Raw genomic sequence first — 19,053 nt, 5'->3', positions numbered from 1 at the left:
ATGTCCCGCGGCCCCGATAAGGCGAGTTACGCCGTGTGTCGGCGGCTACTGATTGCGTACCGCCATAGCCGTGACTTCGACCCGCATCTCCGGCGTGGCCAGTCCCGCCACGCCGACAGCGCAGCGAACCGGAAAAGGTTTCTTGAAGAAGCGCAGGTAAACCTCGTTAAAGGCAGGACGTTCGTTGATATCGGTCAGGTAGATCGTCAAATGAATGACGTTTGCCAGGCTGCTGCCTGCCTTTTCCAGTGAGATCCTGAGACTGTTGAGCGTGCATTCGCTCTGAGCGGTTATATCGCCGGTTTCCATTGTGCCATCTGCCCGGATGGGAATATGCGTGGTTACCAGCAAGTTGCCGATGCCTGCGACATCGGAGGAAATCTCGCTCTCGTCCGTGTCTTCAAGGAAATAGGGCGTCGTGCTGTTTGTCATGGTCATTCTCCAAGAGTCTCAAAAGTGTGAAGCGTTGTCGGACAGGTTGCCTGTTAAAACAAGCCGCATCGTGATGGACAAACGGCTCGATAGCTGTTCTGGCACGCCTGACCGCTGATAGGTGGAAACGTGGTAGCAATAATGTGTACCGACCGGGGCGGGCAACCTATTGCGGTGGTGATCGGGCAGGTCTAAGAAACAGGGTTGGGAGCGAGGAGGCTTCCACTCAACGACGACCGTTCCGGTCTGAAGGCAATCCATGACAGAAAAACATTCTCATCGCGGGCTCGTTGTTGCCGCGATCATGGCAAGCATGGCCATGATTGCAGTCGAGGCTACAATCGTATCGACCGCAATGCCGCAGATCGCTGCGCAATTGGGTCAGCTCAATCTCTATTCCTGGGTTTTCTCATCGTTCCTCTTGACCCAGACCGCGACGACCGTCGTGTTTGGAAAACTGGCCGATATATACGGTCGCAAGCCAGTGCTCATTTTCGGCATTGCCCTGTTCCTGATCGCGTCGATACTGGCGGGCTTTGCATGGTCGATGCCTTCCATGATTGTCTTCCGGCTATTGCAGGGCATTGGGGCAGGGGCGATCCAGCCCGCATCCATGACTGTTGTCGCCGACCTTTTTCCGGGCGCACAGCGCAGCAAGGTTCAGGGATACCTCGCCAGCGTGTGGGCGCTGTCAGCCGTTGTCGGCCCGCTCCTGGGCAGCCTGATCATTCACAATCTCAGCTGGGCGTGGGTGTTCTGGATAAACGTGCCGGTCGGTATGCTGGCGGCGTCGGGCTTTCTCCTCTTCCTGCATGAAGAAAAACGCTCCAAACCCGTATCGGTCGATGTGCTTGGCGCAGCGCTTTTTGCCGTCTCGATTTCATCCCTGATGATTGCGCTTACCCTCATGGAAAGCGCCGTCTCGCCGGAAGCGATTCTGGCATTGGTTCTCTTCGGCTTGTCGTTGGTTGCCTTCATCTGGCAGGAACGGCGCGCAAAGGAACCCATGGTCGCGCCCGGCTTGTGGCTGAAGCGCCCGATAGCATTTTCCAATCTGGCGGTTTTCCTTGCCAGCATGTCGATCATGGGACTGACGACGTTTCTGCCGATGTATGTGCAGACGGTTCTCGACCGTTCTCCGGTGGTCGCGGGCTTTGCCCTGACCATGCTGCTGCTGGGCTGGCCTTGCGGGGCGACGATTGCTTCGCGGCAGTTTACGCGGTTCGGATTGCGCCCGATCATGATTGTCGGAAGCATTTGTATTCCGATCGGAACCTCGTTGCTCGTCATGCTTGACCCGTCCAGCTCGGCCACGATGGCGGGCGCCGGTTCGCTGATCATGGGTTTCGGAATGGGCCTGCTCAACATCGGGGCGCTGATCCTGACGCAGGACAGCGTGAACTGGTCCGAACGCGGCAGTGCCACTGCATCGAATGTCTTTTCGCGCAATCTTGGCAGCACGCTCGGAGCGGCCATTCTGGGCGCGGTGCTGACATACGGTCTTGCCAACGCCAATCATGGCCAGGCTATTACGTCAGACCAACTGCGGGATCTCCTGAATGGCGCCGACATGCTCATAGATCAGCAGGAACTTCGACTGGCGCTTCAACACGCGCTGCACACGACTTTCATAGCGATGATGCTTATTGCCGTGTTGATCGTACCAGCTTGTCTCTGTGTGCCGGGGGTTAAACGGACATACGAAGAAAACGTGGTCACGTGACGTTCGCTTTATTCACAGGTCGAGGATTCAGCTGGCGCTTGGCGCTGGCTGAACAGATGACCTTGCAGAAATCGTATGGAAACACGCCTGAAAAAGCAAAAATCCCGGACGAAGCCGGGACTTTGTTGCCTATCTGATCGGAAAACTGGAGCGGGCGAAGGGATTCGAACCCTCGACCCCAACCTTGGCAAGGTTGTGCTCTACCCCTGAGCTACACCCGCTCGCGCCAGTCGTTTCCGTCAGGCAGGCGGTATATGAACTAACGCTTCCGAGATTGCAACAGGGAAATTACATGAAAATGTCTTTTCGACGAAATTGGCTGTGAGCCGTTGGCTAACTATCTGTATTCATGTCGTTATTTTGAGGTGTAGGGCCTGGATTCCGCTGTGATTTCTTCCCCAGACAGGAGGTAAGCGCCTGCTCGGGGGGCTGAACTCTGTAGGATTGGTGCGAGTCAAACCGCTGTGCTTCTGACAAGCAATCCAATTTGTTTTGCGTGGTTTCTAAGCCTCTATCCATGGTCTATAAGCTGTGGTGTGTCGCCGAAGCGTGAGGAGCGCGGCGACATGTGCAACATATTCAATGCCGAACAGAATGGGGTGGGACCATGCCTTTGTCGCCGAGCGAGCTACACGACTATCTTGATAAACTCGGTATCGAAGTAAAGACTGTTGAACATCCTCCTTTGTTCACGGTTGCCGATTCCCAAAGCCTGCGCGGTGAAATTCCGGGCGGTCACACGAAGAATCTCTTCCTGAAAGACAAGAAGGACAATTTCTTTCTCGTGACGGTCGAGGAGGACGCGGTGGTCGATCTGAAATCGATCCATCAACTGATCGGTGCGGCAAGCCGTGTTTCGTTTGGCAAGCCGGAAAAGCTGATGGAATATCTGGGTGTGATTCCCGGTTCGGTCACCGTGTTCGGCGCGGTCAACGATACCGCACACAATGTGCAGGTAATCCTTGATGCCGATCTCATGAAGCATGATGTCATCAACGGGCATCCGCTGACCAACGAAGCCACGACTTCCATCAAGCGCGATGATCTGGTTGCTTTCCTCAAGTCCACGGGACACGAACCGCGCATTCTGGCCGTTTCCGAGCGTGCCAAGGCTGATGCTTAGGTATAGACTGGTGGTCGGAACGGCAGCTTTCCCACGCGGCGATTGGCGATTGAAGTGGGAAACAGAAGCGCTAAGTTACAGCGCAACTGCTGAATCGACCGTCTTGAAATTGGCTTTCGAAGATACGAACTGAATGAACGACGCGGGCTTGCATGCGGAGCGTTGCATCGACCGGAAAATACGAAGGAATTTCTTATGAGCAGCCAAAACAATCCTTATGCTGGCGCGGGTGGCCAGATGACGGCGAATGTCTCTTTCGGCGCGCCGCAGGCCGCTGCTGGAGGAGCGGATCTCGTCAAGGACACCACGACGGCAGGCTTTCAGGCGGATGTAATCGCAGAATCCCGCAAGCAGCCGGTGCTGGTGGATTTCTGGGCGCCATGGTGCGGTCCCTGCAAGCAGTTGACCCCGATCATTGAAAAGGCGGTCCGCGAGGCTGGCGGCGCCGTCAAGCTGGTCAAGATGAATATCGACGACCATCCGGCGATTGCCGGCCAGCTTGGCATTCAATCCATTCCGGCGGTCATCGCTTTCGTCAACGGCCAGCCGGTTGACGGTTTCATGGGGGCTGTGCCTGAATCGAAGGTGAAGGAGTTCATCGCCAAGGTTGGCGGGCCGAGTGACGCTGAAACTGCGATTGCCGAGGCAATCGCGGCGGCGAACGAACTGGTTGAAGCTGGCGATTTCGTTCAGGCGTCTGAGATATTCTCGTCGATCCTTCATGCCGTCCCGGATAATGTCGACGCAGTTGTCGGTCTTGCGACCTGCCTTCTGGAATCCGGCGACGCGGAAAAGGCGCGGGAAATTCTGGCCCAGATTCCTGCAGACAAGCAGAACGCGCCTGCCGTCCGGGCGCTGGAAGCACGTCTTGCACTGGCCGACCAGGTCAAGCTCATCGGTGATCCGATTGAACTCGAAAAGCGAATTCAGGCTGATCCCAATGATTATCAGGCCCGGTTCGATCTTGCGCAGGTGCGTAACGCGCAGGGGCGGCGTGAAGATGCGGCCAATGAGCTGCTTTTCATCATGAAGGCCAGCCGCGAGTGGAACGATGACGGTGCGCGCAAGCAGTTGCTCCAGTTCTTCGAGGCGTGGGGCAATGCCGATCCCGCGACGCTCGGCGCACGGCGCAAGCTGTCGTCGCTTCTGTTTTCCTGACCGCGAGCGGTCGGGAGCATGGCGGACAAATTGCGCTTTGCCCGCCATGCGGATTCCAACTGTTAGGGCGCATGTCGCGTGAGCCCTAAAGGGAGGTTGTAATGCAAGTGGGCAATGCCCGTTACAGGACGGGCGCGGATATTCCTGAGACTGTGCCGGTTTTCCCGTTGAAAGGGGCGCTGCTTCTGCCCGGTGGCCAGCTTCCGCTCAACATTTTCGAACCGCGCTATCTGGCGATGGTCGAGAATGCGCTGGCCGGCAAGCGCATCATCGGCATGATCCAGCCGAAAATCGACGGCGAGGATGATGAGCCGACCGACGAACTGGACGAAAGCCTTCGCCCGCAGTTGAGCAGTGTCGGTTGTCTTGGCCGTATCACCACTTTTGCCGAAACCGGCGATGGCCGCTTGCTGATCACCTTGCAGGGCATCTGCCGTTTTCGCGTGCGCGAGGAGATCAATTGCCGCCAGCCTTATCGGCAGTGCCGGATCATGCCGTTCCTTGCCGACCTGGAGCAGTCGCGGGAGTCATCGGAGATCGACCGTGAAGCCTTGCTGGGTGCGTTCCGGGATTATCTCGAGGCGCACAATCTGGAAGCCGATTGGGATAGCATCGCGCGGGCAAACAACGAGACCCTCGTCAATGCGCTCTCCATCATGTCGCCTTTCGGCCCGGCTGAAAAACAGGCGCTTCTGGAAGCCCCGGATTTGAAGACGCGTGCAGCGACGTTGATCGCCATCACCGAAATGGTGCTGGCCCGAGTGAAGGACGACGATTTCGGATCGCGTTTACAGTAGATTTCAGGAATAGGATCATGGACGACAAGACGGAAACCGGCAATATCGACGTGCGCCTGCTGGAACTTCTCGTATGCCCTATAACCAAAGGGGCGCTTGAATATGACGCGGAACATGGCGAACTGATCTCGCACAAGGCAAAGCTTGCATATCCGGTCCGGGGCGGCATTCCCATCATGCTCCCGTCAGAAGCGCGCAGTTTGACGGAGTGATAGCGGGCCTTTCTGGTGCTGGCCGGAGGCTTGGCGCGCGGAACATGTCTGCTTTTCCCGCTGTTATATAATTTCCACACAAGCCCCTATCTTTTTCATTAGTTTCAGCCACGCGCATTATTGCTTGTCGGACAACGGGGCTCTATAACCCTCGCGGAACTTGATAAAGATGATGGCGGACGGCCTCCTGCTGTTTGTTGTTGTCGTGAATTTGAACGCGATATTCTTGAAAAAAGCGGATCTCCGTTTTGTGGAATATGCGAAATAAAACAGAGGCTTGGCATTATGGCATCCAGAAAACTCCTTCTCCTGCCCGGCGACGGCATCGGCCCAGAGGCGATGGCGGAAGTCCGCAAGATCATCGCTTTCCTCAACTCAGGCCTCAATCTCGGTTTCGAGACGGAAGAAGGTCTGGTTGGCGGTTCCGCCTATGATGCGCATGGCCAGGCGATTTCCGATGCGGATATGGAGAAGGCGCTGGCCGCCGATGCCGTGCTTTTCGGTGCCGTTGGCGGTCCGAAGTGGGACAGCGTGCCTTATGAAGTGCGCCCTGAAGCCGGTCTTCTGCGTCTGCGCAAGGAGATGCAGCTTTATGCAAATCTTCGCCCGGCCATCTGCTATCCGGCACTGGCCCATTCTTCCTCGCTGAAGCCGGAAGTTATCGAAGGTCTCGATATCCTTATCCTGCGCGAGTTGACCGGCGGCGTCTATTTCGGCGAGCCTAAGGAAATCATCGACCTCGGCAACGGCCAGAAGCGCGGCATCGATACGCAGGTCTACGACACCTACGAAATCGAACGCATCGCCGATGTCGCCTTCGAGCTGGCGCGCACGCGCCGCAACAAGGTCACGTCGATGGAAAAGCGCAACGTGATGAAGTCCGGCGTTCTGTGGAATCAGGTCGTCACCGCGCGCCACAAGGAAAAACACGCCGACGTGGAACTGGAGCATATGCTGGCCGATGCTGGCGGCATGCAGCTTGTGCGCTGGCCGAAGCAGTTCGACGTCATCGTTACGGACAACCTGTTCGGCGATATGCTGTCGGACGTGGCCGCGATGCTGACCGGCTCGCTGGGCATGCTGCCGTCGGCTTCGCTCGGTGCGGTCGATTCCAAAACCGGCAAGCGCAAGGCGCTTTACGAGCCGGTTCACGGTTCGGCACCGGATATCGCCGGCAAGGGCGTTGCCAATCCGATTGCGATGATTGCTTCGCTTGCCATGTGCCTGCGTTATTCGTTCAATCTCGTCGACGAAGCGGATCGTCTGGAAGCAGCGATTGCACAGGTTCTCAATGATGGCCTGCGCACTGCCGACATCTGGTCGGAAGGCAAGTCCAAGGTCGGCACCGTCGAAATGGGCGACGCAATCCTCGACAAGTTCTCTAAGCTTTCCGCTGCATAAGCGCGACAGGATCGCTTGATATATGGCCCGTCATGCATTCTGCATGGCGGGCTTTTCTTTTTTGAATAAGTGCCCGATTTGAGGCTGTAAATTCGTGCTTCGCTGCATAAGAATAGCGGCATGTTGTTCACGCTCCCTGATCAAAACAAACTTTACGATGCACTTGTCGCCCGCGATGCCGCTTTTGAGGGCAGGGTCTATGTCGGCGTTATCTCGACCGGAATTTTCTGCCGCCTGACCTGTCCGGCGCGCAAACCGAAACAGGAAAACTGCCGTTTCTTCGCATCGGTTGCCGAATGCATGGCCGATGGATTCAGGCCATGCAAAAGATGCCATCCGTTACAGCCCGCCGCCGAAGCGGAACCGGCCGTCAGGAAGCTTCTCGACGCGCTTGAAGCCGAACCGGAGCGACGCTGGAGCGAAGAGGATGTGGCCCGGCTGGGGCTTGATCCTTCGACCGTCCGTCGCAGTTTCCGCCGCCATTTCGGAATGACGTTTCTCGAAATGGCGCGGCAGGAGCGCCTGCGGCACGGGTTCCAGGCGCTTGCCGATGGCGGGCGTGTGATCGATGCGCAGATCGACGCGGGATTTGAATCTCCCGAAGCTTTCCGCGGCGCCTTTGCGCGTATTCTCGGACTGCCGCCCGGAAAATTGCGCGGCGATGGCTTGCTGCGGGCCGATTGGATCAGGACGCCGCTCGGCACGATGATAGCCATCTGTGACGCGCGAAACCTGCATCTTCTCGAATTCGTCGATCGCAAGGCGCTGCCCGCTGAGCTCAAGAAACTATATGCCACCTGCCGCGGCGATCTGGGGATTGGCCGTTTCGACACGCATGATCTTGTCGAGCGACAGCTGAATGCCTTTTTCGAGGGCAATTCCCCGACGTTCGACCTGCCGCTGGTTCTGCATGGCAGTGCTTTCACGCAGCATGTCTGGCGCGAACTTCAGAATATCCGGGCAGGGGACACGCGTAGCTACAGCGAACTTGCGCAGGCCATGGAAAAGCCGCTTGCGGTGCGCGCGGTGGCGCGGGCCAACGGGGCGAACCAGATTGCCATCATTATCCCCTGCCATCGCGTGATCGGCGCGGACGGATCGCTGACGGGCTACGGTGGCGGTCTGTGGCGCAAGCAGAAGCTGATCGAAATCGAGGCGCAATACCGCCGATAGTGGCACCATACGAACATGAAAACGCCGCCCCGGGAGGGCGGCGTTTCAATTTGTGCGGTTGACGATGGTCAGTCGAGCTTGTGCAGGTCGACGCCCTTGGTTTCCTTGACGAAGATCATGCCGATCACAAAGGTGATGGAGGCGATGATGATCGGATACCAGAGGCCGTAGTAGATATCGCCCTTGGCCGCGCTGAGTGCGAACACGCCAGCCGGAAGCAGACCGCCGAACCAGCCATTGCCGATATGATATGGCAACGACATGCCGGTGTAGCGGATGCGGGTCGGGAACATCTCGACGAGGATCGCGGCAATCGGGCCATACACCATCGTCACATAGATGACGAGGACGGTCAGGATAGCGATTGTCAGAACCCAATTGACCTCTGCGGGGTCGGCAACCATCTTGAATGCGCCGGCGCCCGGGATCGTGAAGACGGCCTGTGGCGTGCTGACACCCAGTCCGTCCGCCTCAGTCTGGGTCAGAAGCTTCTGCTTCACCAGATCGGCAGCCGGAACCATGGCCTTCTCGCCGCCGCGGATCGCTTCGGCATTCAGCTGAAGTTCCGGATTGGCGGCGACAAATGCGTCGAGCTTGCTGTCCGGCACCTTCGCGGGATCGCGAACGAGCGGGAAGCCAGCCTTCTGCAAGGCAAGGTTCACGTCGTGAGACAGAGCCGACTGCTTGGCCGCAGCATCGGCGCCAGCCTGAACGGCGTCGTAAGACGTGATCGTGCTGTCACCGAGCGTGATGGTTGCAGGCGTTCCGGCCGCTGCCGTCTGCACGATCTCATAAGGCACCGAACTCTTGGCGAGGAAGCTTGTCGCGACATCGCAAGACGTGGTGAACTTCGACGTGCCGGTGGCGTTGAACTGGAAGTTGCAATCGCCGGGAGCAGCCGTAACGGTCGCCTTGATCGTCTGTTCGGCCTGGGCCAGAGCCGGGTTTGCGGCATGGGTCAGCGCCTTGAACAGCGGGAAGTAGGTTACGGCGGCCAGAAGCAGGCCCGCCATAATGATTGGCTTGCGACCGATCTTGTCGGACAGCCAGCCAAAGAAGACGAAACCGCCGGTGCCGATCAGGAGTGCGATGGCGACCATGATATTGGCCGACTGGTTTTCGACCTTCAGAACGTTCTGAAGGAAGAACAGGGCGTAGAACTGACCGCAATACCAGACGACGGCCTGACCGGCGGTGAGGCCGAAAAGGGCGATGAGCGCGATCTTTGCATTCTTCCACTGGCCGAAAGCTTCAGAAAGCGGTGCCTTCGAAGTCTTGCCTTCTTCCTTCATGCGCTTGAATGCGGGCGACTCGCTCATCTGCATGCGAATCCAGACGGAAATGCCAAGCAGGAGGATCGAGACGAGGAACGGAATGCGCCAGCCCCAGGCGGCGAAGGCTTCCTTGCTCATCATGGTCTGGATGCCCAGAATGACCAGCAGCGACAGGAACAGGCCAAGCGTTGCCGTGGTCTGGATCCATGACGTGAAGAAACCACGGCGATTGTTCGGAGCATGTTCCGCAACATAGGTTGCCGCACCGCCATATTCACCGCCGAGTGCGAGACCCTGCAGCATGCGAAGGACGATCAGGATGATCGGTGCGAAAATGCCGAGCGTGGCCGAGCCGGGCAGGATACCCACGAGAAACGTGGACGCGCCCATGATGACGATGGTCACAAGGAATGTGTATTTACGCCCGACGAGATCGCCGATGCGTCCGAAAACAAGGGCGCCGAAGGGGCGCACGAGGAAGCCTGCCGCGAAGGCGAGCAGAACGAAGATGTTTCGGGTTGCTTCCGGATATTCGTTGAAGAATGCCGCGCCGATGAAGGCTGCAAGCGTTCCATAGAGATAGAAATCGTACCATTCGAAGACGGTACCAAGCGATGACGCAAAAATTACCTTGCGTTCTTCGCTCGTCATTTTCTGCGTGCCGACCTCGGCACTTGACGAGACTGCCATTAATCTGTCCTCCCAAACAGAGCCCTGCGGGCAAATGTAGGGCGATACTTCTTCACCGGGTAAATGAAGTTCGCCTGGTGCGCCGGGAACAATTCCTCTCAACTGTCCGGGCGCTCTCCTCACACTTGCATGATGAACCGAAAAAGGGGATTCGTGCAGTAGTCTTTAGTATGAGACAGAACTGACGGCTTGAAATACTGAAGGGAAGCAATAAAGCGCCAAAAAATGCGCTCCTTGCGGGGATGGAGAATTGACTCCATCGATAAACCGCGTAAAAGCAGTGGCGAACGAAGGAGAACCCGCGTGGATCGCGTCAACGTAGCGTCAGTTTCGCTTGGAACTGCCGGCATTCTTGCCGGGGCAGCGCGCATGCCTTCGATTTCCAAAACACTCACGGCCATTACCAAAACGACCACGAAAACGGTCTGATTCCCTTGGCCTGCTCGCCCTCTCCCCGGGTCTGGCCCGGGGGCGGAAGTCCCGCGTGGCCTGCGGGGTTCCGAATCTGGAAGCGGAGAGGGACAGGAGACGAAAAATGGGTTTCAAGGTTGCAGTTGTCGGCGCCACCGGAAATGTCGGGCGCGAAATGCTCAATATCCTCGAGGAACGCGGCTTTCCGGCTGACGAAGTTGTCGCGCTTGCATCGCGCCGCAGCCAGGGTACGGAAGTGTCCTATGGTGACCGGACGCTGAAGGTCAAGGCGCTCGACACGTATGATTTCTCCGATACGGACATCTGCCTGATGTCTGCCGGCGGCGAGATTTCCAAGGAATGGTCGCCGAAGATCGGCAAGCAGGGCTGTGTCGTCATCGATAATTCCTCGGCCTGGCGTTATGACGCCGAAGTGCCGCTGATCGTGCCGGAAGTGAACCCGGACGCAATCGAAGGCTTCCGCAAGAAGAACATCATTGCCAATCCGAACTGCTCGACCGCCCAGCTCGTCGTGGCCTTGAAGCCGCTGCACGATGTCGCCAAGATCAGGCGCGTTGTCGTGTCGACCTATCAGTCGGTTTCGGGTGCGGGCAAGGAAGGCATGGATGAGCTTTTTGAACAGTCACGCGCTGTTTTCGTAGCCGATCCGGTCACGGCCAAGAAGTTCACCAAGCGCATCGCGTTCAACGTGATCCCGCATATCGATGTCTTCATGGAAGACGGCTACACCAAGGAAGAATGGAAGATGGTGGCCGAAACCAAGAAGATGCTCGATCCGAAGATCAAGCTGACGGCAACCGCTGTCCGCGTTCCGGTCTTCATCGGCCACTCCGAGGCGGTCAATATCGAGTTCGAAAACCCGATCACGCCGGAAGAAGCGCGCGAAATCCTGCGCGAAGCCCCGGGCTGCCAGGTTGTCGACAAGCACGAGAATGGCGGCTACATCACGCCTTATGAATCCGCTGGCGAAGACGCGACCTATATCAGCCGCATCCGCGAGGATATCACCGTCGAAAACGGTCTTGCCATGTGGGTGGTCTCGGACAATCTGCGCAAGGGCGCTGCTCTCAACACGATCCAGATTGCTGAACTGCTGGTCGCGCGCGGCCTCATCAAGCCGAAGGCGCTTGCGGCCTGATCTGCTTTCTCAGCACTGAGATTGAAAAGCGCCGGGAAACCGGCGCTTTTTGTTTGATGCGGGTGGCGGTCCCTTAAGCTTCGGGATAAGAATTGATCGGGATGGGGGCGATATGAGTTTGATACACAACGAACGAACCAAGTTGCTGGCGAACAATCTTGATCGCCTTTCCACGGCGTTTCTCGCTGTCGGGGTTCTGGGCAACACCTTTAATTTCACGCCGGGGAGCGGCCTGGTCGTCTCTTTTCTCGGCGTCACAGCTTGGATTTTGCCGGCGATCGTATTACATCTTATGGCAAGACGCGTTTTAGGGAGATTGAAGCCATGACTTCGGGGGTCTTCTTTTGGTACATTTTCCCGCTGATCGTAGCGGCCGCCGGTCTTGGCTGGCTTTGGTACGACAAGCGTTTCAACAACCATTATCGCTGATCTGCGTAGCCTTATCAGAAGTCCAAGCGCCGGTTTTCCGGCGCTTTTTGTTAGCGGTTGAGGCTGTTGGCGAGATTGCCGCGTATACCGAGCAAGCGTGCGCGCAGATCCTGCAACTCATCGACAGGCTGACCCAGTGCGCAGAACACCTGCTCCGGGATGTTCTCGGCCTGCTTGCGCAATTCCCGGCCTTCGTCGGTCAATGTGATGCGCACCTGCCGCTCGTCCCGCGCATCGCGTCGCCGCGCAATGCGTCCGGCTGCTTCGAGGCGTTTCAGCAGCGGCGTCAGCGTGCCTGAGTCCAGATTGAGTTGTGCGCCGATCTCCGAGACTGTCCGATCGTCCTGTTCCCACAGCACGATCATCACCAGAAACTGCGAATAGGTGAGGTCGAGTTTGTTGAGGATCGGCTGATAGGCGCGCGTCAACGCATTTGCGGTCGAATAGATCGCAAAGCAGACCATGTTGGAAAGGTCGAGATTCGAATCCTGATCGTCGCGCTTCATTCAGACAACTCCTTGGTCGATATATACAGCATACGCAATTGGATTGTGCATCATATAATCGTGATATTATATTTTGCAAAATTAGATTGCGCGCAATTTAAAAATCTGCGAGTTTGGCTGCGAAGACAAACCAAAGGAGAAACCCAGATGTCAATTCTGTACACCACCCAGTCCACAGCAACCGGCGGCCGCACGGGAAGCGCCAAAACCGCTGACGGACGGCTGAGCGTCGTTCTCGATACGCCGAAGGAACTGGGCGGCTCGGGCGGCGAGGGCACCAATCCCGAGCAGCTTTTCGCTTCCGGTTATGCGGCCTGCTTCCTCGGTGCGTTGAAGTTCGTTGCCGCAAAGGAAAAAGTTTCCATTTCAGCCGACAGCACCGTGACCGCGACGGTCGGTATCGGTCCGCGTGAGGACGGCACCGGCTTTGGCCTTGATGTCGCACTGCAAGTGGCATTGCCGGGCGTGGACAAGGCGAAGGCCGAAGAACTGGTTCAGGCAGCGCACATCGTCTGCCCCTACTCGCATGCAACGCGCGGCAATATCGATGTTCGCCTGAGCGTGGCGTAACAGGAAATGGAAAAGGCGCCCGGCGAGGGCGCCTTTTTTATGATACTTTCCGAATTTCAGCAGGAAGCCCTGTCGATGAGTATAAAACCGGATATTCGCGAACTCCGCTCGACTTGTGACAGAATGGAAGCGCGCTACCTTATAAATCCGGCAATTGACGCTTCATATCGCAGGCTTGCGGATCGCTTTGCCACCGACCTTTCAGATGAACGAGACATCTTGCTCAGCCGGTGCGCTGCGCTCATGGCGATCAAATTCCTGGAGGAAGATGGCGCGTTTTAAGCCGCTCCAAAAATCAGCAGCGGCTACTCCGCCTGAGCCTCGATATTTTCCATATCGTCGTCCGACAGGCCGAAATGATGGCCGATCTCGTGAATCAGCACATGGGTGATGATATCGCCCAGCACTTCTTCATGTTCGGACCAGTAGTCGAGGATCGCGCGACGATAAAGCGTGATGCGATTCGGACCTTCGCCGGTCTGCAGGCTGAAACGCTCGCCGATGCCGCGACCTTCGAAAAGGCCGAGCAGATCGAAAGGCGTTTCCAGCCCCATATCCTCGATGATCTGGTCGTCAGGAAAGTCGGCGATCTGGATGATGATGTCGCCGCACAACGCACGAAACTCCTGCGGCAGATGCGCAAGAGCTTCAATCGCGATGGATTCGATTTCGTCCAGCGAGGGCGAAAGACGTCCCGCCCAGTCGCCGCTTTGATCTTCTCGGGCCATTCCAGCCAATCGTGTCCTATTCACTTGTGCAGGCCGCCAGACCTGCAGCCGGGCGTTCTGGCGGGCATTCTGGCCGAGTATATATAGCGCATGCCGTCATTATGCCCAGGGACGCTGTTCAGCGCGCTTGGCCTCGAATGCGTCGATGCTGCCAGCCTTTTCCATGGTCAGGCCGATATCGTCCAGACCGTTGAGCAGGCAATGGCGCTTGAAATCGTCGAGATCGAAGGAAATCGTGCCGCCATCCGGGCCGTGAATTTCCTTGGCTTCAAGATCGATGGTGAGGGTTGCATTGGCGCCGCGCGAAGCGTCGTCCATCAGTTTGTCCAGATCTTCCTGGCTGACCTTGATCGGCAGAATGCCGTTCTTGAAGCAGTTATTGTAGAAGATGTCGGCGAAAGAAGTCGAAATCACGCAGCGGATGCCGAAATCGAGCAGGGCCCACGGCGCATGCTCGCGCGACGAACCGCAGCCGAAATTGTCGCCTGCGACGAGAATCTGCGCGTTGCGGTAGCCCGGCTTGTTCAGGACGAAATCCGGGTTCTCCGTGCCGTCTTCGTTGAAGCGCATTTCGGCGAAAAGACCCTTGCTCAGACCCGTGCGCTTGATCGTCTTCAGGTAATCCTTCGGAATGATCATGTCCGTATCGATATTGACGATCGGCAGGGGGGCGGCGACGCCCGTGAGCTTGGTGAACTTATCCATGTCCTGAACCTGTCGGTTGGGAATTTGCAATTTGCAAACTGGTTTACATCAGCTTGACCGAGAGTCAACGTTTGAGGCCGAAACTGCCCAATAGGTCGCAACTCCCGACCCGTCTTGCGATTTATCCGGCGCGCCTGCAAGCACGCCGGATAGTTCGACTGTCGGGTTATGCGCATAATCCTGTCTGTAAACCGCGTCAAGGTTTGCGGATCATGCGTATGCGAGGCACTTTGAGCAATTATCCGACATTCAACGCGATGCCGCCGGTCTCGCTGCCGGTCAGGCGGCGGGATTTTCCGTCGGTGCCGACAACAGCCGTGACGCGCCTGCGCAACATCGAAAGGTTGGGCGAAACCGCCACATCGATAGCCGGATCGAACTGGAGCGTGATACGCCACAACTCCGGCTTGATCGTTTCCTCGACCGCGATAATGCGGGCGTCGAACGGCGTGGTGTGAAACAGCCCGGTGATGCGCTGGCCGACGCGGTAAGGCGCGGTATCGTCCTGCACGGATGCGGCTTCAACCTTGCTGCCATTGGCGGCAAGTGTGTTCCAGTCGCGCGTGCCGGACTGCCGCGCCACGAGGTCGAGGGCCTTGCCGTGGCTGATGGCGATGCCTTCCTCGCTCAAAGCCTGCCGCAGACGGCGGGCCTGGTGCTTGAAGTCAACATTATTGGTCCCAGCGATGATAGCTGTGGTCATTGTTTTCGCTCCTGATTGTGAGCGGCGTTTTCATGAACGGGTGCCCGCATTGCCGTTTCTGCCGTCACCGGAACAAAAACGAAGTTTCAGAATGCTTTACCATGGCTTGGAAGCTGCGGGCGGCAGGTGCATTCAACCGAAGGCCGGAAAATAGGCAGCCGTGATGCGGATTTCAAGTCCCTTTCCGGGAAGGCCTGCGGGACCACGCCGAACGCTTCCGGACCTTGCGCGTTTACACGGTTCGGTGCACAAATCGGGACATGAAAACCATTGTTCGCTCCCGCCGTTCCGTCCTGTTCGTTCCTGCTTCCAATGCCCGCGCTCTCGAGAAGTCGCTGACGCTGCCGGCGGATTGTGTGATCTACGATCTGGAGGATTCCGTAGCGCCCGATGCAAAGGTTGTGGCGCGCGATGCGCTGGCGGCGCATTTTGCGAGCCATCCGAAGTCTGGCTTCGAACGGATCGTGCGGGTGAATACGGCAGAAACGCCGTGGGGCAAGGACGATGTTGCGGCGGCTGCGAAGATGGGCGCGGATGCGATCCTTCTGCCCAAGGTCGAACGCCCGCAGGACATAATCGACGCAGCCAACCGGCTTGATCGCCATGACGCCGATCCGGCCGTTGGTGTCTGGGCGATGATCGAGACGCCAAGGGGCATTCTCAACGCCGACGAAATTGCGGTTCTTGGCCATCGTTCGGCAGTGCGGCTTGCCTGTTTTGTCGTCGGGCCGAATGATATAGCGCGGGAAACGGGCGTGCGTCCGCAGCCGGGGCGACCCTATCTGATCCCCTGGCTGATGCAGATCGTTCTTGCCGCGCGCGCTGGCGGGATCACCGTGCTTGACGGCGTTTATAACGATTTTCGCGATAGCGTGGGTTTCGAGGCCGAATGCGCCCAAGGCGCTGCCATGGGTTTTGACGGCAAGACGCTCATTCATCCGGGGCAGATCGAAGCGGCCAACCGGGCATTCTCCCCGAGCGAGGAGGAAGTGGCACAGGCCCGTCGCGTCGTTGAAATCTTTGCCCGCCCTGAAAATGCCGATAAGGGTGTCGTCTCGCTGGACGGGCAGATGGTCGAGCGCCTGCATCTTCAGATGGCCGAGCGCGTGCTCGCCAGAACCGGCGTGAAGTTATAACAGAGGAAGTAAAAGCATGAAGTTATACCGTTTCATTACAGGCCCCGACGATTCCGCTTTCTGCCATCGCGTCACGGCGGCGCTCAACAAGGGCTGGCAGCTTTACGGCTCGCCGACCTACGCCTTCAATGCCGCCACGGGTGTCATGCATTGCGGCCAGCCGGTGGTGAAGGAAGTCGACGGCGTCGATTACACGCCGGACATCAAGCTCGGCGAATACTGATGACTGTGCGCCGCATCGTTGCCAATATCGCAGCCGGCGACCCGGCGGCGGCAAAGCGCTTCTACGGCGACTTGCTGGGCCTCGATGTGGCGATGGATTTCGGCTGGATCGTCACCTATGCCGCGGATGCGCAGGCACGGGTGCAGGTGAGCATAATGAGCGAAGGCGGGTCGGGCACGCCGGTGCCCGACCTTTCCATCGAGGTCGATGACGTCGACGCCATGCTGCAGCGCGCGATCGCGCTGGGGTTTCCCGTAGAATACGGCCCGGCGGATGAGGAATGGGGCGTGCGCCGTTTCTTCACGCGTGATCCCTATGGGCGGCTCGTGAATATCCTGACCCACAAGAATTGAAAAAAGGCCGGTTTCCCGGCCTTTTTGTTTTTGGTTTTAATTCAGCCCACGCTTTTCGATCATCGCGTCCGGTGTCGGCATCTTGCCGCGGAAGGCCTTGTAAAGCTCTTCCGGGTCGCGGCTGCCACCGGCGGCATAGATATGCTGCTTAAGCTTCGCTGCCAGTTCCGGGTTGAAGGCATCGCCGGTTTCCTCGAATGCCGAGAACGCGTCTGCGTCCAGCACTTCCGACCACATATAGGAGTAGTAGCCCGCGGAATAACCGTCGCCGGAAAAGACGTGGGTGAAATGCGGTGTGCGATGGCGCATGATGATCGCATCCGGCATCGAAAGCTTTTCCAGCGTCTTCACCTCGAAGGCGAGCGGATCGGCGATCTTTTCCGTGCCGGTGTGGAATGCCATGTCCACCAGCGCGGATGAGGTGAACTCAACGGTGTTGAAACCTGCATTGAAGGTGCGGGCTGCGAGAACCTTGTCCAGAAGCGCCTTCGGCATGGCCTCGCCGGTGCGATAGTGCACGGCGTATTTTTCGAGGACCGCCGGAACGGTCAGCCAGTGTTCGTAAAGCTGCGACGGAAGTTCCACGAAATCGCGCGAAACGGCAGTACCGGAAACAGCGGGCCAGGTCACATCGGAGAGAAGCCCATGCAGCGCATGGCCGAATTCGTGGAACAGGGTGCGTGCGTCGTCGAGCGAGAGCAGGGCCGGTTCACCGGCCTTTGGCTTGGCAAAATTCATAACATTGTAGATGATCGGCTTCTGCCCGCCATCGAGCTTGTGGCTCGATTGCAGCGAACTCATCCATGCGCCTGAACGCTTCGATGTCCGGGCGAAATAGTCGCCAAGGAACAGGCCGCGTTCGCTGCCATCAGCATTGAGCACCTGAAACACGCGCACGTCCGGATGCCATGCTGCGATCCCCTTCTTTTCCTCGAAGCGGATGCCGAAAAGGCGGTGAGCGACGTCGAAGGCGGCTTCGATGATCTTTTCAAGCTGCAGATAAGGCTTCAGTTCCGCTTCATCAAAGGCGAAGCGTTCGGCACGCAGTTTTTCCGCATAGAAACGCCAGTCCCACGGCGCGACCTTGTGATTGCCGCCATCGCCTGCGATCAGTCGTTCGAGTTCGACTTCTTCCTCACGGGCCTTGGCGCGGGCCTTGTCCCAGACTGGTTCCAGCAGGTCCATGACTGCCTTGGGCGTCTTGGCCATGGTGTCGTCAAGCTTGTAGGCGGCAAAGTTGGCGTAGCCGAGCAGATGCGCCTTGCGCTCACGCAGTTCCACCATTTCGCGCACGATATCGCGATTGTCGCTTTCGCCGCCATTTTCACCGCGCTTTGCCCAGGCGTGGAACGCCTGTTCGCGGAGCGCACGGTTTTGAGAGAAGGAAAGGAATGGCTCCACAATTGAGCGCGACAGCGTGACGGCCCATGTATCCGGTTTGCCGCGCTCGGCGGCAGCACTCTGCATGGCGTTTTTCAGGAAATCAGGCAGGCCCGCGAGGTCGGCTTCATCGGTGATGAACAGCGCCCAGCTTGATTCATCCTTCAACACGTTCTGGCCAAAACGGGCGCCAAGCCCGGCGAGCTTCTCATTGATGCCGGCAAGTTCAGTCTTGCCCGCTTCATCAAGCTTCGCACCCGAGCGGACGAAACCTTTCCAGGTCTTTTCAAGAACCCGCTTGGTTTCGGTGTCGAGATCCAGCATGTCCCGGTTTTCATAAAGCGCGTCGATGCGGGCGAAAAGCGCCGGGTCCATCATGATGCGCGAATAATGACGCGACATTTTAGGCGCGATTTCGCGCTCCAGCGCCTGGATCGTGTCGTTGCTGTGCGCACCGGCGCGCAGCCAGAAAATGGCTGACACGCGGTCGAGCGCCTTGCCGGTCAGTTGCAGGGCTTTGAGCGTGTTTTCGATGGTGGCGTCTTTGGTCGCCCCGGCGATGGCTTCCACTTCCGCGAGGTCCTGCGCCAGCGCCACATCGAAGGCAGGTGCGAAATCCCCGTCGCCGAACGCGGTGAAATCCGGCAGGCCCAACGGTCCGCTCCAGTCTGTCAGCGCGTGATTGTGGGCGGTGTTGTCGGACATGATGAACTCCGGTTCGGATGGTGTTGATAAGCTGAACCAGATTTAGGCGCTGCCTTGCATGC

Annotated in this window: 22 protein-coding genes and 1 tRNA gene; 15 read left to right on the top strand and 8 right to left on the bottom strand. The window is 57.9% G+C overall.

Translation table 11 applies throughout. The annotated features are described in order from the left end of the window. Nucleotides 1-45: 45 nt before the first annotated feature. Nucleotides 46-432 (bottom strand): RidA family protein, encoded by a 387-nt coding sequence (locus ABWW28_RS00805; RefSeq protein WP_021588137.1) that lies wholly within the window; start codon nt 430-432, stop codon nt 46-48. A 259-nt stretch (nt 433-691) separates the two neighbouring features. On the opposite strand from ABWW28_RS00805, the gene ABWW28_RS00800 reads away from it, so the two are divergent. Further along, a complete protein-coding gene (locus ABWW28_RS00800) occupies nt 692-2,155 on the top strand; it encodes an MDR family MFS transporter (RefSeq protein ID WP_021588136.1) in 1,464 nt (487 codons plus the stop codon). Between the two features lie 146 nt (nt 2,156-2,301). On the opposite strand, the gene ABWW28_RS00795 is transcribed toward ABWW28_RS00800, so the two are convergent. Then, a tRNA-Gly gene (locus ABWW28_RS00795) sits at nt 2,302-2,376 on the bottom strand. Between the two features lie 386 nt (nt 2,377-2,762). On the opposite strand from ABWW28_RS00795, the gene ABWW28_RS00790 reads away from it, so the two are divergent. The 6 genes from ABWW28_RS00790 (at nt 2,763) to ABWW28_RS00765 (ending at nt 8,019) form a co-directional block, all read left to right on the top strand. Further along, nucleotides 2,763-3,278, top strand: a complete 516-nt coding sequence (locus tag ABWW28_RS00790) for a prolyl-tRNA synthetase associated domain-containing protein (protein WP_021588135.1) — start codon at nt 2,763-2,765, stop codon at nt 3,276-3,278. Between the two features lie 195 nt (nt 3,279-3,473). After that, nucleotides 3,474-4,436 carry a thioredoxin gene (gene trxA / locus ABWW28_RS00785; RefSeq protein WP_021588134.1) on the top strand — a complete coding sequence of 321 codons (963 nt, stop codon included), beginning with the start codon at nt 3,474-3,476 and terminating at the stop codon, nt 4,434-4,436. Between the two features lie 101 nt (nt 4,437-4,537). Further along, entirely contained in the window at nt 4,538-5,233 is a 696-nt protein-coding gene (locus ABWW28_RS00780; protein ID WP_006468552.1) for an LON peptidase substrate-binding domain-containing protein, read from the top strand. Nucleotides 5,234-5,250: 17 nt separating this feature from the next. Then, complete coding sequence (locus tag ABWW28_RS00775) at nt 5,251-5,445, top strand: Trm112 family protein (RefSeq protein ID WP_006468553.1); 195 nt, start codon at nt 5,251-5,253, stop codon at nt 5,443-5,445. A gap of 285 nt (nt 5,446-5,730) precedes the next feature. Then, on the top strand, nt 5,731-6,846 hold the full coding sequence (gene leuB / locus ABWW28_RS00770) for a 3-isopropylmalate dehydrogenase (protein WP_021588132.1): 1,116 nt from the start codon (nt 5,731-5,733) through the stop codon (nt 6,844-6,846). A gap of 120 nt (nt 6,847-6,966) precedes the next feature. Continuing rightward, nucleotides 6,967-8,019, top strand: coding sequence for a bifunctional transcriptional activator/DNA repair enzyme AdaA (locus tag ABWW28_RS00765; RefSeq protein ID WP_176587960.1), 1,053 nt, complete (start codon nt 6,967-6,969; stop codon nt 8,017-8,019). A gap of 68 nt (nt 8,020-8,087) precedes the next feature. Here ABWW28_RS00765 and ABWW28_RS00760 read toward each other — a convergent pair whose 3' ends face one another. Next, nucleotides 8,088-9,983 (bottom strand): MFS transporter, encoded by a 1,896-nt coding sequence (locus tag ABWW28_RS00760; RefSeq protein ID WP_021588130.1) that lies wholly within the window; start codon nt 9,981-9,983, stop codon nt 8,088-8,090. A gap of 303 nt (nt 9,984-10,286) precedes the next feature. On the opposite strand from ABWW28_RS00760, the gene ABWW28_RS00755 reads away from it, so the two are divergent. The 3 genes from ABWW28_RS00755 to ABWW28_RS00745 all read left to right on the top strand — a co-directional run bounded on the left by ABWW28_RS00755 (nt 10,287) and on the right by ABWW28_RS00745 (nt 11,881). Then, entirely contained in the window at nt 10,287-10,412 is a 126-nt protein-coding gene (locus ABWW28_RS00755; RefSeq protein ID WP_006472225.1) for a hypothetical protein, read from the top strand. A 106-nt stretch (nt 10,413-10,518) separates the two neighbouring features. Next, nucleotides 10,519-11,553, top strand: coding sequence for an aspartate-semialdehyde dehydrogenase (locus ABWW28_RS00750; protein ID WP_112669382.1), 1,035 nt, complete (start codon nt 10,519-10,521; stop codon nt 11,551-11,553). Nucleotides 11,554-11,665: 112 nt separating this feature from the next. Further along, nucleotides 11,666-11,881, top strand: a complete 216-nt coding sequence (locus ABWW28_RS00745; protein WP_230349924.1) for a hypothetical protein — start codon at nt 11,666-11,668, stop codon at nt 11,879-11,881. A gap of 151 nt (nt 11,882-12,032) precedes the next feature. Here ABWW28_RS00745 and ohrR read toward each other — a convergent pair whose 3' ends face one another. After that, the gene (ohrR, locus tag ABWW28_RS00740) at nt 12,033-12,488 is read right to left on the bottom strand and encodes a transcriptional regulator OhrR (RefSeq protein WP_021588127.1); all 456 of its coding nucleotides are present in this window, start codon (nt 12,486-12,488) and stop codon (nt 12,033-12,035) included. 147 nt (nt 12,489-12,635) lie between these two features. On the opposite strand from ohrR, the gene ABWW28_RS00735 reads away from it, so the two are divergent. Both ABWW28_RS00735 and ABWW28_RS00730 read left to right on the top strand, forming a co-directional pair. Beyond that, a complete protein-coding gene (locus ABWW28_RS00735; RefSeq protein WP_021588126.1) occupies nt 12,636-13,058 on the top strand; it encodes an organic hydroperoxide resistance protein in 423 nt (140 codons plus the stop codon). A gap of 6 nt (nt 13,059-13,064) precedes the next feature. After that, nucleotides 13,065-13,340 (top strand): hypothetical protein, encoded by a 276-nt coding sequence (locus ABWW28_RS00730; protein ID WP_021588125.1) that lies wholly within the window; start codon nt 13,065-13,067, stop codon nt 13,338-13,340. A 23-nt stretch (nt 13,341-13,363) separates the two neighbouring features. Here ABWW28_RS00730 and ABWW28_RS00725 read toward each other — a convergent pair whose 3' ends face one another. From ABWW28_RS00725 to ABWW28_RS00715, 3 genes are all read right to left on the bottom strand, one after another. After that, nucleotides 13,364-13,786, bottom strand: a complete 423-nt coding sequence (locus ABWW28_RS00725; RefSeq protein WP_006472228.1) for a metallopeptidase family protein — start codon at nt 13,784-13,786, stop codon at nt 13,364-13,366. Between the two features lie 99 nt (nt 13,787-13,885). Next, nucleotides 13,886-14,491, bottom strand: coding sequence for a 3-isopropylmalate dehydratase small subunit (gene leuD, locus ABWW28_RS00720; RefSeq protein ID WP_006472229.1), 606 nt, complete (start codon nt 14,489-14,491; stop codon nt 13,886-13,888). 238 nt (nt 14,492-14,729) lie between these two features. Then, nucleotides 14,730-15,194: a glyoxalase superfamily protein gene (locus ABWW28_RS00715; RefSeq protein ID WP_021588123.1), complete on the bottom strand. Its 465-nt coding sequence runs from the start codon at nt 15,192-15,194 to the stop codon at nt 14,730-14,732. Nucleotides 15,195-15,454: 260 nt separating this feature from the next. Between ABWW28_RS00715 and ABWW28_RS00710 the strand changes: the two genes are divergently transcribed. Genes ABWW28_RS00710 through ABWW28_RS00700 form a run of 3 tightly spaced genes read left to right on the top strand, consistent with a single transcriptional unit; the run spans nt 15,455 to nt 16,906 of the window. After that, complete coding sequence (locus ABWW28_RS00710; protein ID WP_021588122.1) at nt 15,455-16,330, top strand: HpcH/HpaI aldolase/citrate lyase family protein; 876 nt, start codon at nt 15,455-15,457, stop codon at nt 16,328-16,330. A gap of 16 nt (nt 16,331-16,346) precedes the next feature. Further along, the gene (locus tag ABWW28_RS00705; RefSeq protein WP_002965766.1) at nt 16,347-16,553 is read left to right on the top strand and encodes a DUF1737 domain-containing protein; all 207 of its coding nucleotides are present in this window, start codon (nt 16,347-16,349) and stop codon (nt 16,551-16,553) included. After that, complete coding sequence (locus ABWW28_RS00700; RefSeq protein WP_025092067.1) at nt 16,553-16,906, top strand: VOC family protein; 354 nt, start codon at nt 16,553-16,555, stop codon at nt 16,904-16,906. Before ABWW28_RS00705 ends, ABWW28_RS00700 begins: the two co-directional genes overlap by 1 nt. A gap of 36 nt (nt 16,907-16,942) precedes the next feature. On the opposite strand, the gene ABWW28_RS00695 is transcribed toward ABWW28_RS00700, so the two are convergent. Continuing rightward, nucleotides 16,943-18,991, bottom strand: coding sequence for a M3 family metallopeptidase (locus ABWW28_RS00695; RefSeq protein ID WP_021585594.1), 2,049 nt, complete (start codon nt 18,989-18,991; stop codon nt 16,943-16,945). Nucleotides 18,992-19,053: the final 62 nt, after the last annotated feature.

It is taken from the genome of Brucella sp. NBRC 14130, assembly GCF_040371715.1.
Taxonomy (GTDB): Bacteria; Pseudomonadota; Alphaproteobacteria; order Rhizobiales; family Rhizobiaceae; genus Brucella; species Brucella intermedia.
Note: the sequence above shows the minus strand (reverse complement) of the source record. Positions and strands in the feature narration are given on the sequence as shown.

Coding starts and splice junctions, on each gene's coding strand:
- ABWW28_RS00805 (WP_021588137.1), bottom strand. CDS start 432: ATGACAAACAGCACGACGCCCTATTTCCTTGAAGACACGGACGAGAGC.
- ABWW28_RS00800 (WP_021588136.1), top strand. CDS start 692: ATGACAGAAAAACATTCTCATCGCGGGCTCGTTGTTGCCGCGATCATG.
- ABWW28_RS00790 (WP_021588135.1), top strand. CDS start 2,763: ATGCCTTTGTCGCCGAGCGAGCTACACGACTATCTTGATAAACTCGGT.
- trxA (WP_021588134.1), top strand. CDS start 3,474: ATGAGCAGCCAAAACAATCCTTATGCTGGCGCGGGTGGCCAGATGACG.
- ABWW28_RS00780 (WP_006468552.1), top strand. CDS start 4,538: ATGCAAGTGGGCAATGCCCGTTACAGGACGGGCGCGGATATTCCTGAG.
- ABWW28_RS00775 (WP_006468553.1), top strand. CDS start 5,251: ATGGACGACAAGACGGAAACCGGCAATATCGACGTGCGCCTGCTGGAA.
- leuB (WP_021588132.1), top strand. CDS start 5,731: ATGGCATCCAGAAAACTCCTTCTCCTGCCCGGCGACGGCATCGGCCCA.
- ABWW28_RS00765 (WP_176587960.1), top strand. CDS start 6,967: ATGTTGTTCACGCTCCCTGATCAAAACAAACTTTACGATGCACTTGTC.
- ABWW28_RS00760 (WP_021588130.1), bottom strand. CDS start 9,983: ATGGCAGTCTCGTCAAGTGCCGAGGTCGGCACGCAGAAAATGACGAGC.
- ABWW28_RS00750 (WP_112669382.1), top strand. CDS start 10,519: ATGGGTTTCAAGGTTGCAGTTGTCGGCGCCACCGGAAATGTCGGGCGC.
- ABWW28_RS00745 (WP_230349924.1), top strand. CDS start 11,666: ATGAGTTTGATACACAACGAACGAACCAAGTTGCTGGCGAACAATCTT.
- ohrR (WP_021588127.1), bottom strand. CDS start 12,488: ATGAAGCGCGACGATCAGGATTCGAATCTCGACCTTTCCAACATGGTC.
- ABWW28_RS00735 (WP_021588126.1), top strand. CDS start 12,636: ATGTCAATTCTGTACACCACCCAGTCCACAGCAACCGGCGGCCGCACG.
- ABWW28_RS00730 (WP_021588125.1), top strand. CDS start 13,065: ATGGAAAAGGCGCCCGGCGAGGGCGCCTTTTTTATGATACTTTCCGAA.
- ABWW28_RS00725 (WP_006472228.1), bottom strand. CDS start 13,786: ATGGCCCGAGAAGATCAAAGCGGCGACTGGGCGGGACGTCTTTCGCCC.
- leuD (WP_006472229.1), bottom strand. CDS start 14,491: ATGGATAAGTTCACCAAGCTCACGGGCGTCGCCGCCCCCCTGCCGATC.
- ABWW28_RS00715 (WP_021588123.1), bottom strand. CDS start 15,194: ATGACCACAGCTATCATCGCTGGGACCAATAATGTTGACTTCAAGCAC.
- ABWW28_RS00710 (WP_021588122.1), top strand. CDS start 15,455: ATGAAAACCATTGTTCGCTCCCGCCGTTCCGTCCTGTTCGTTCCTGCT.
- ABWW28_RS00705 (WP_002965766.1), top strand. CDS start 16,347: ATGAAGTTATACCGTTTCATTACAGGCCCCGACGATTCCGCTTTCTGC.
- ABWW28_RS00700 (WP_025092067.1), top strand. CDS start 16,553: ATGACTGTGCGCCGCATCGTTGCCAATATCGCAGCCGGCGACCCGGCG.
- ABWW28_RS00695 (WP_021585594.1), bottom strand. CDS start 18,991: ATGTCCGACAACACCGCCCACAATCACGCGCTGACAGACTGGAGCGGA.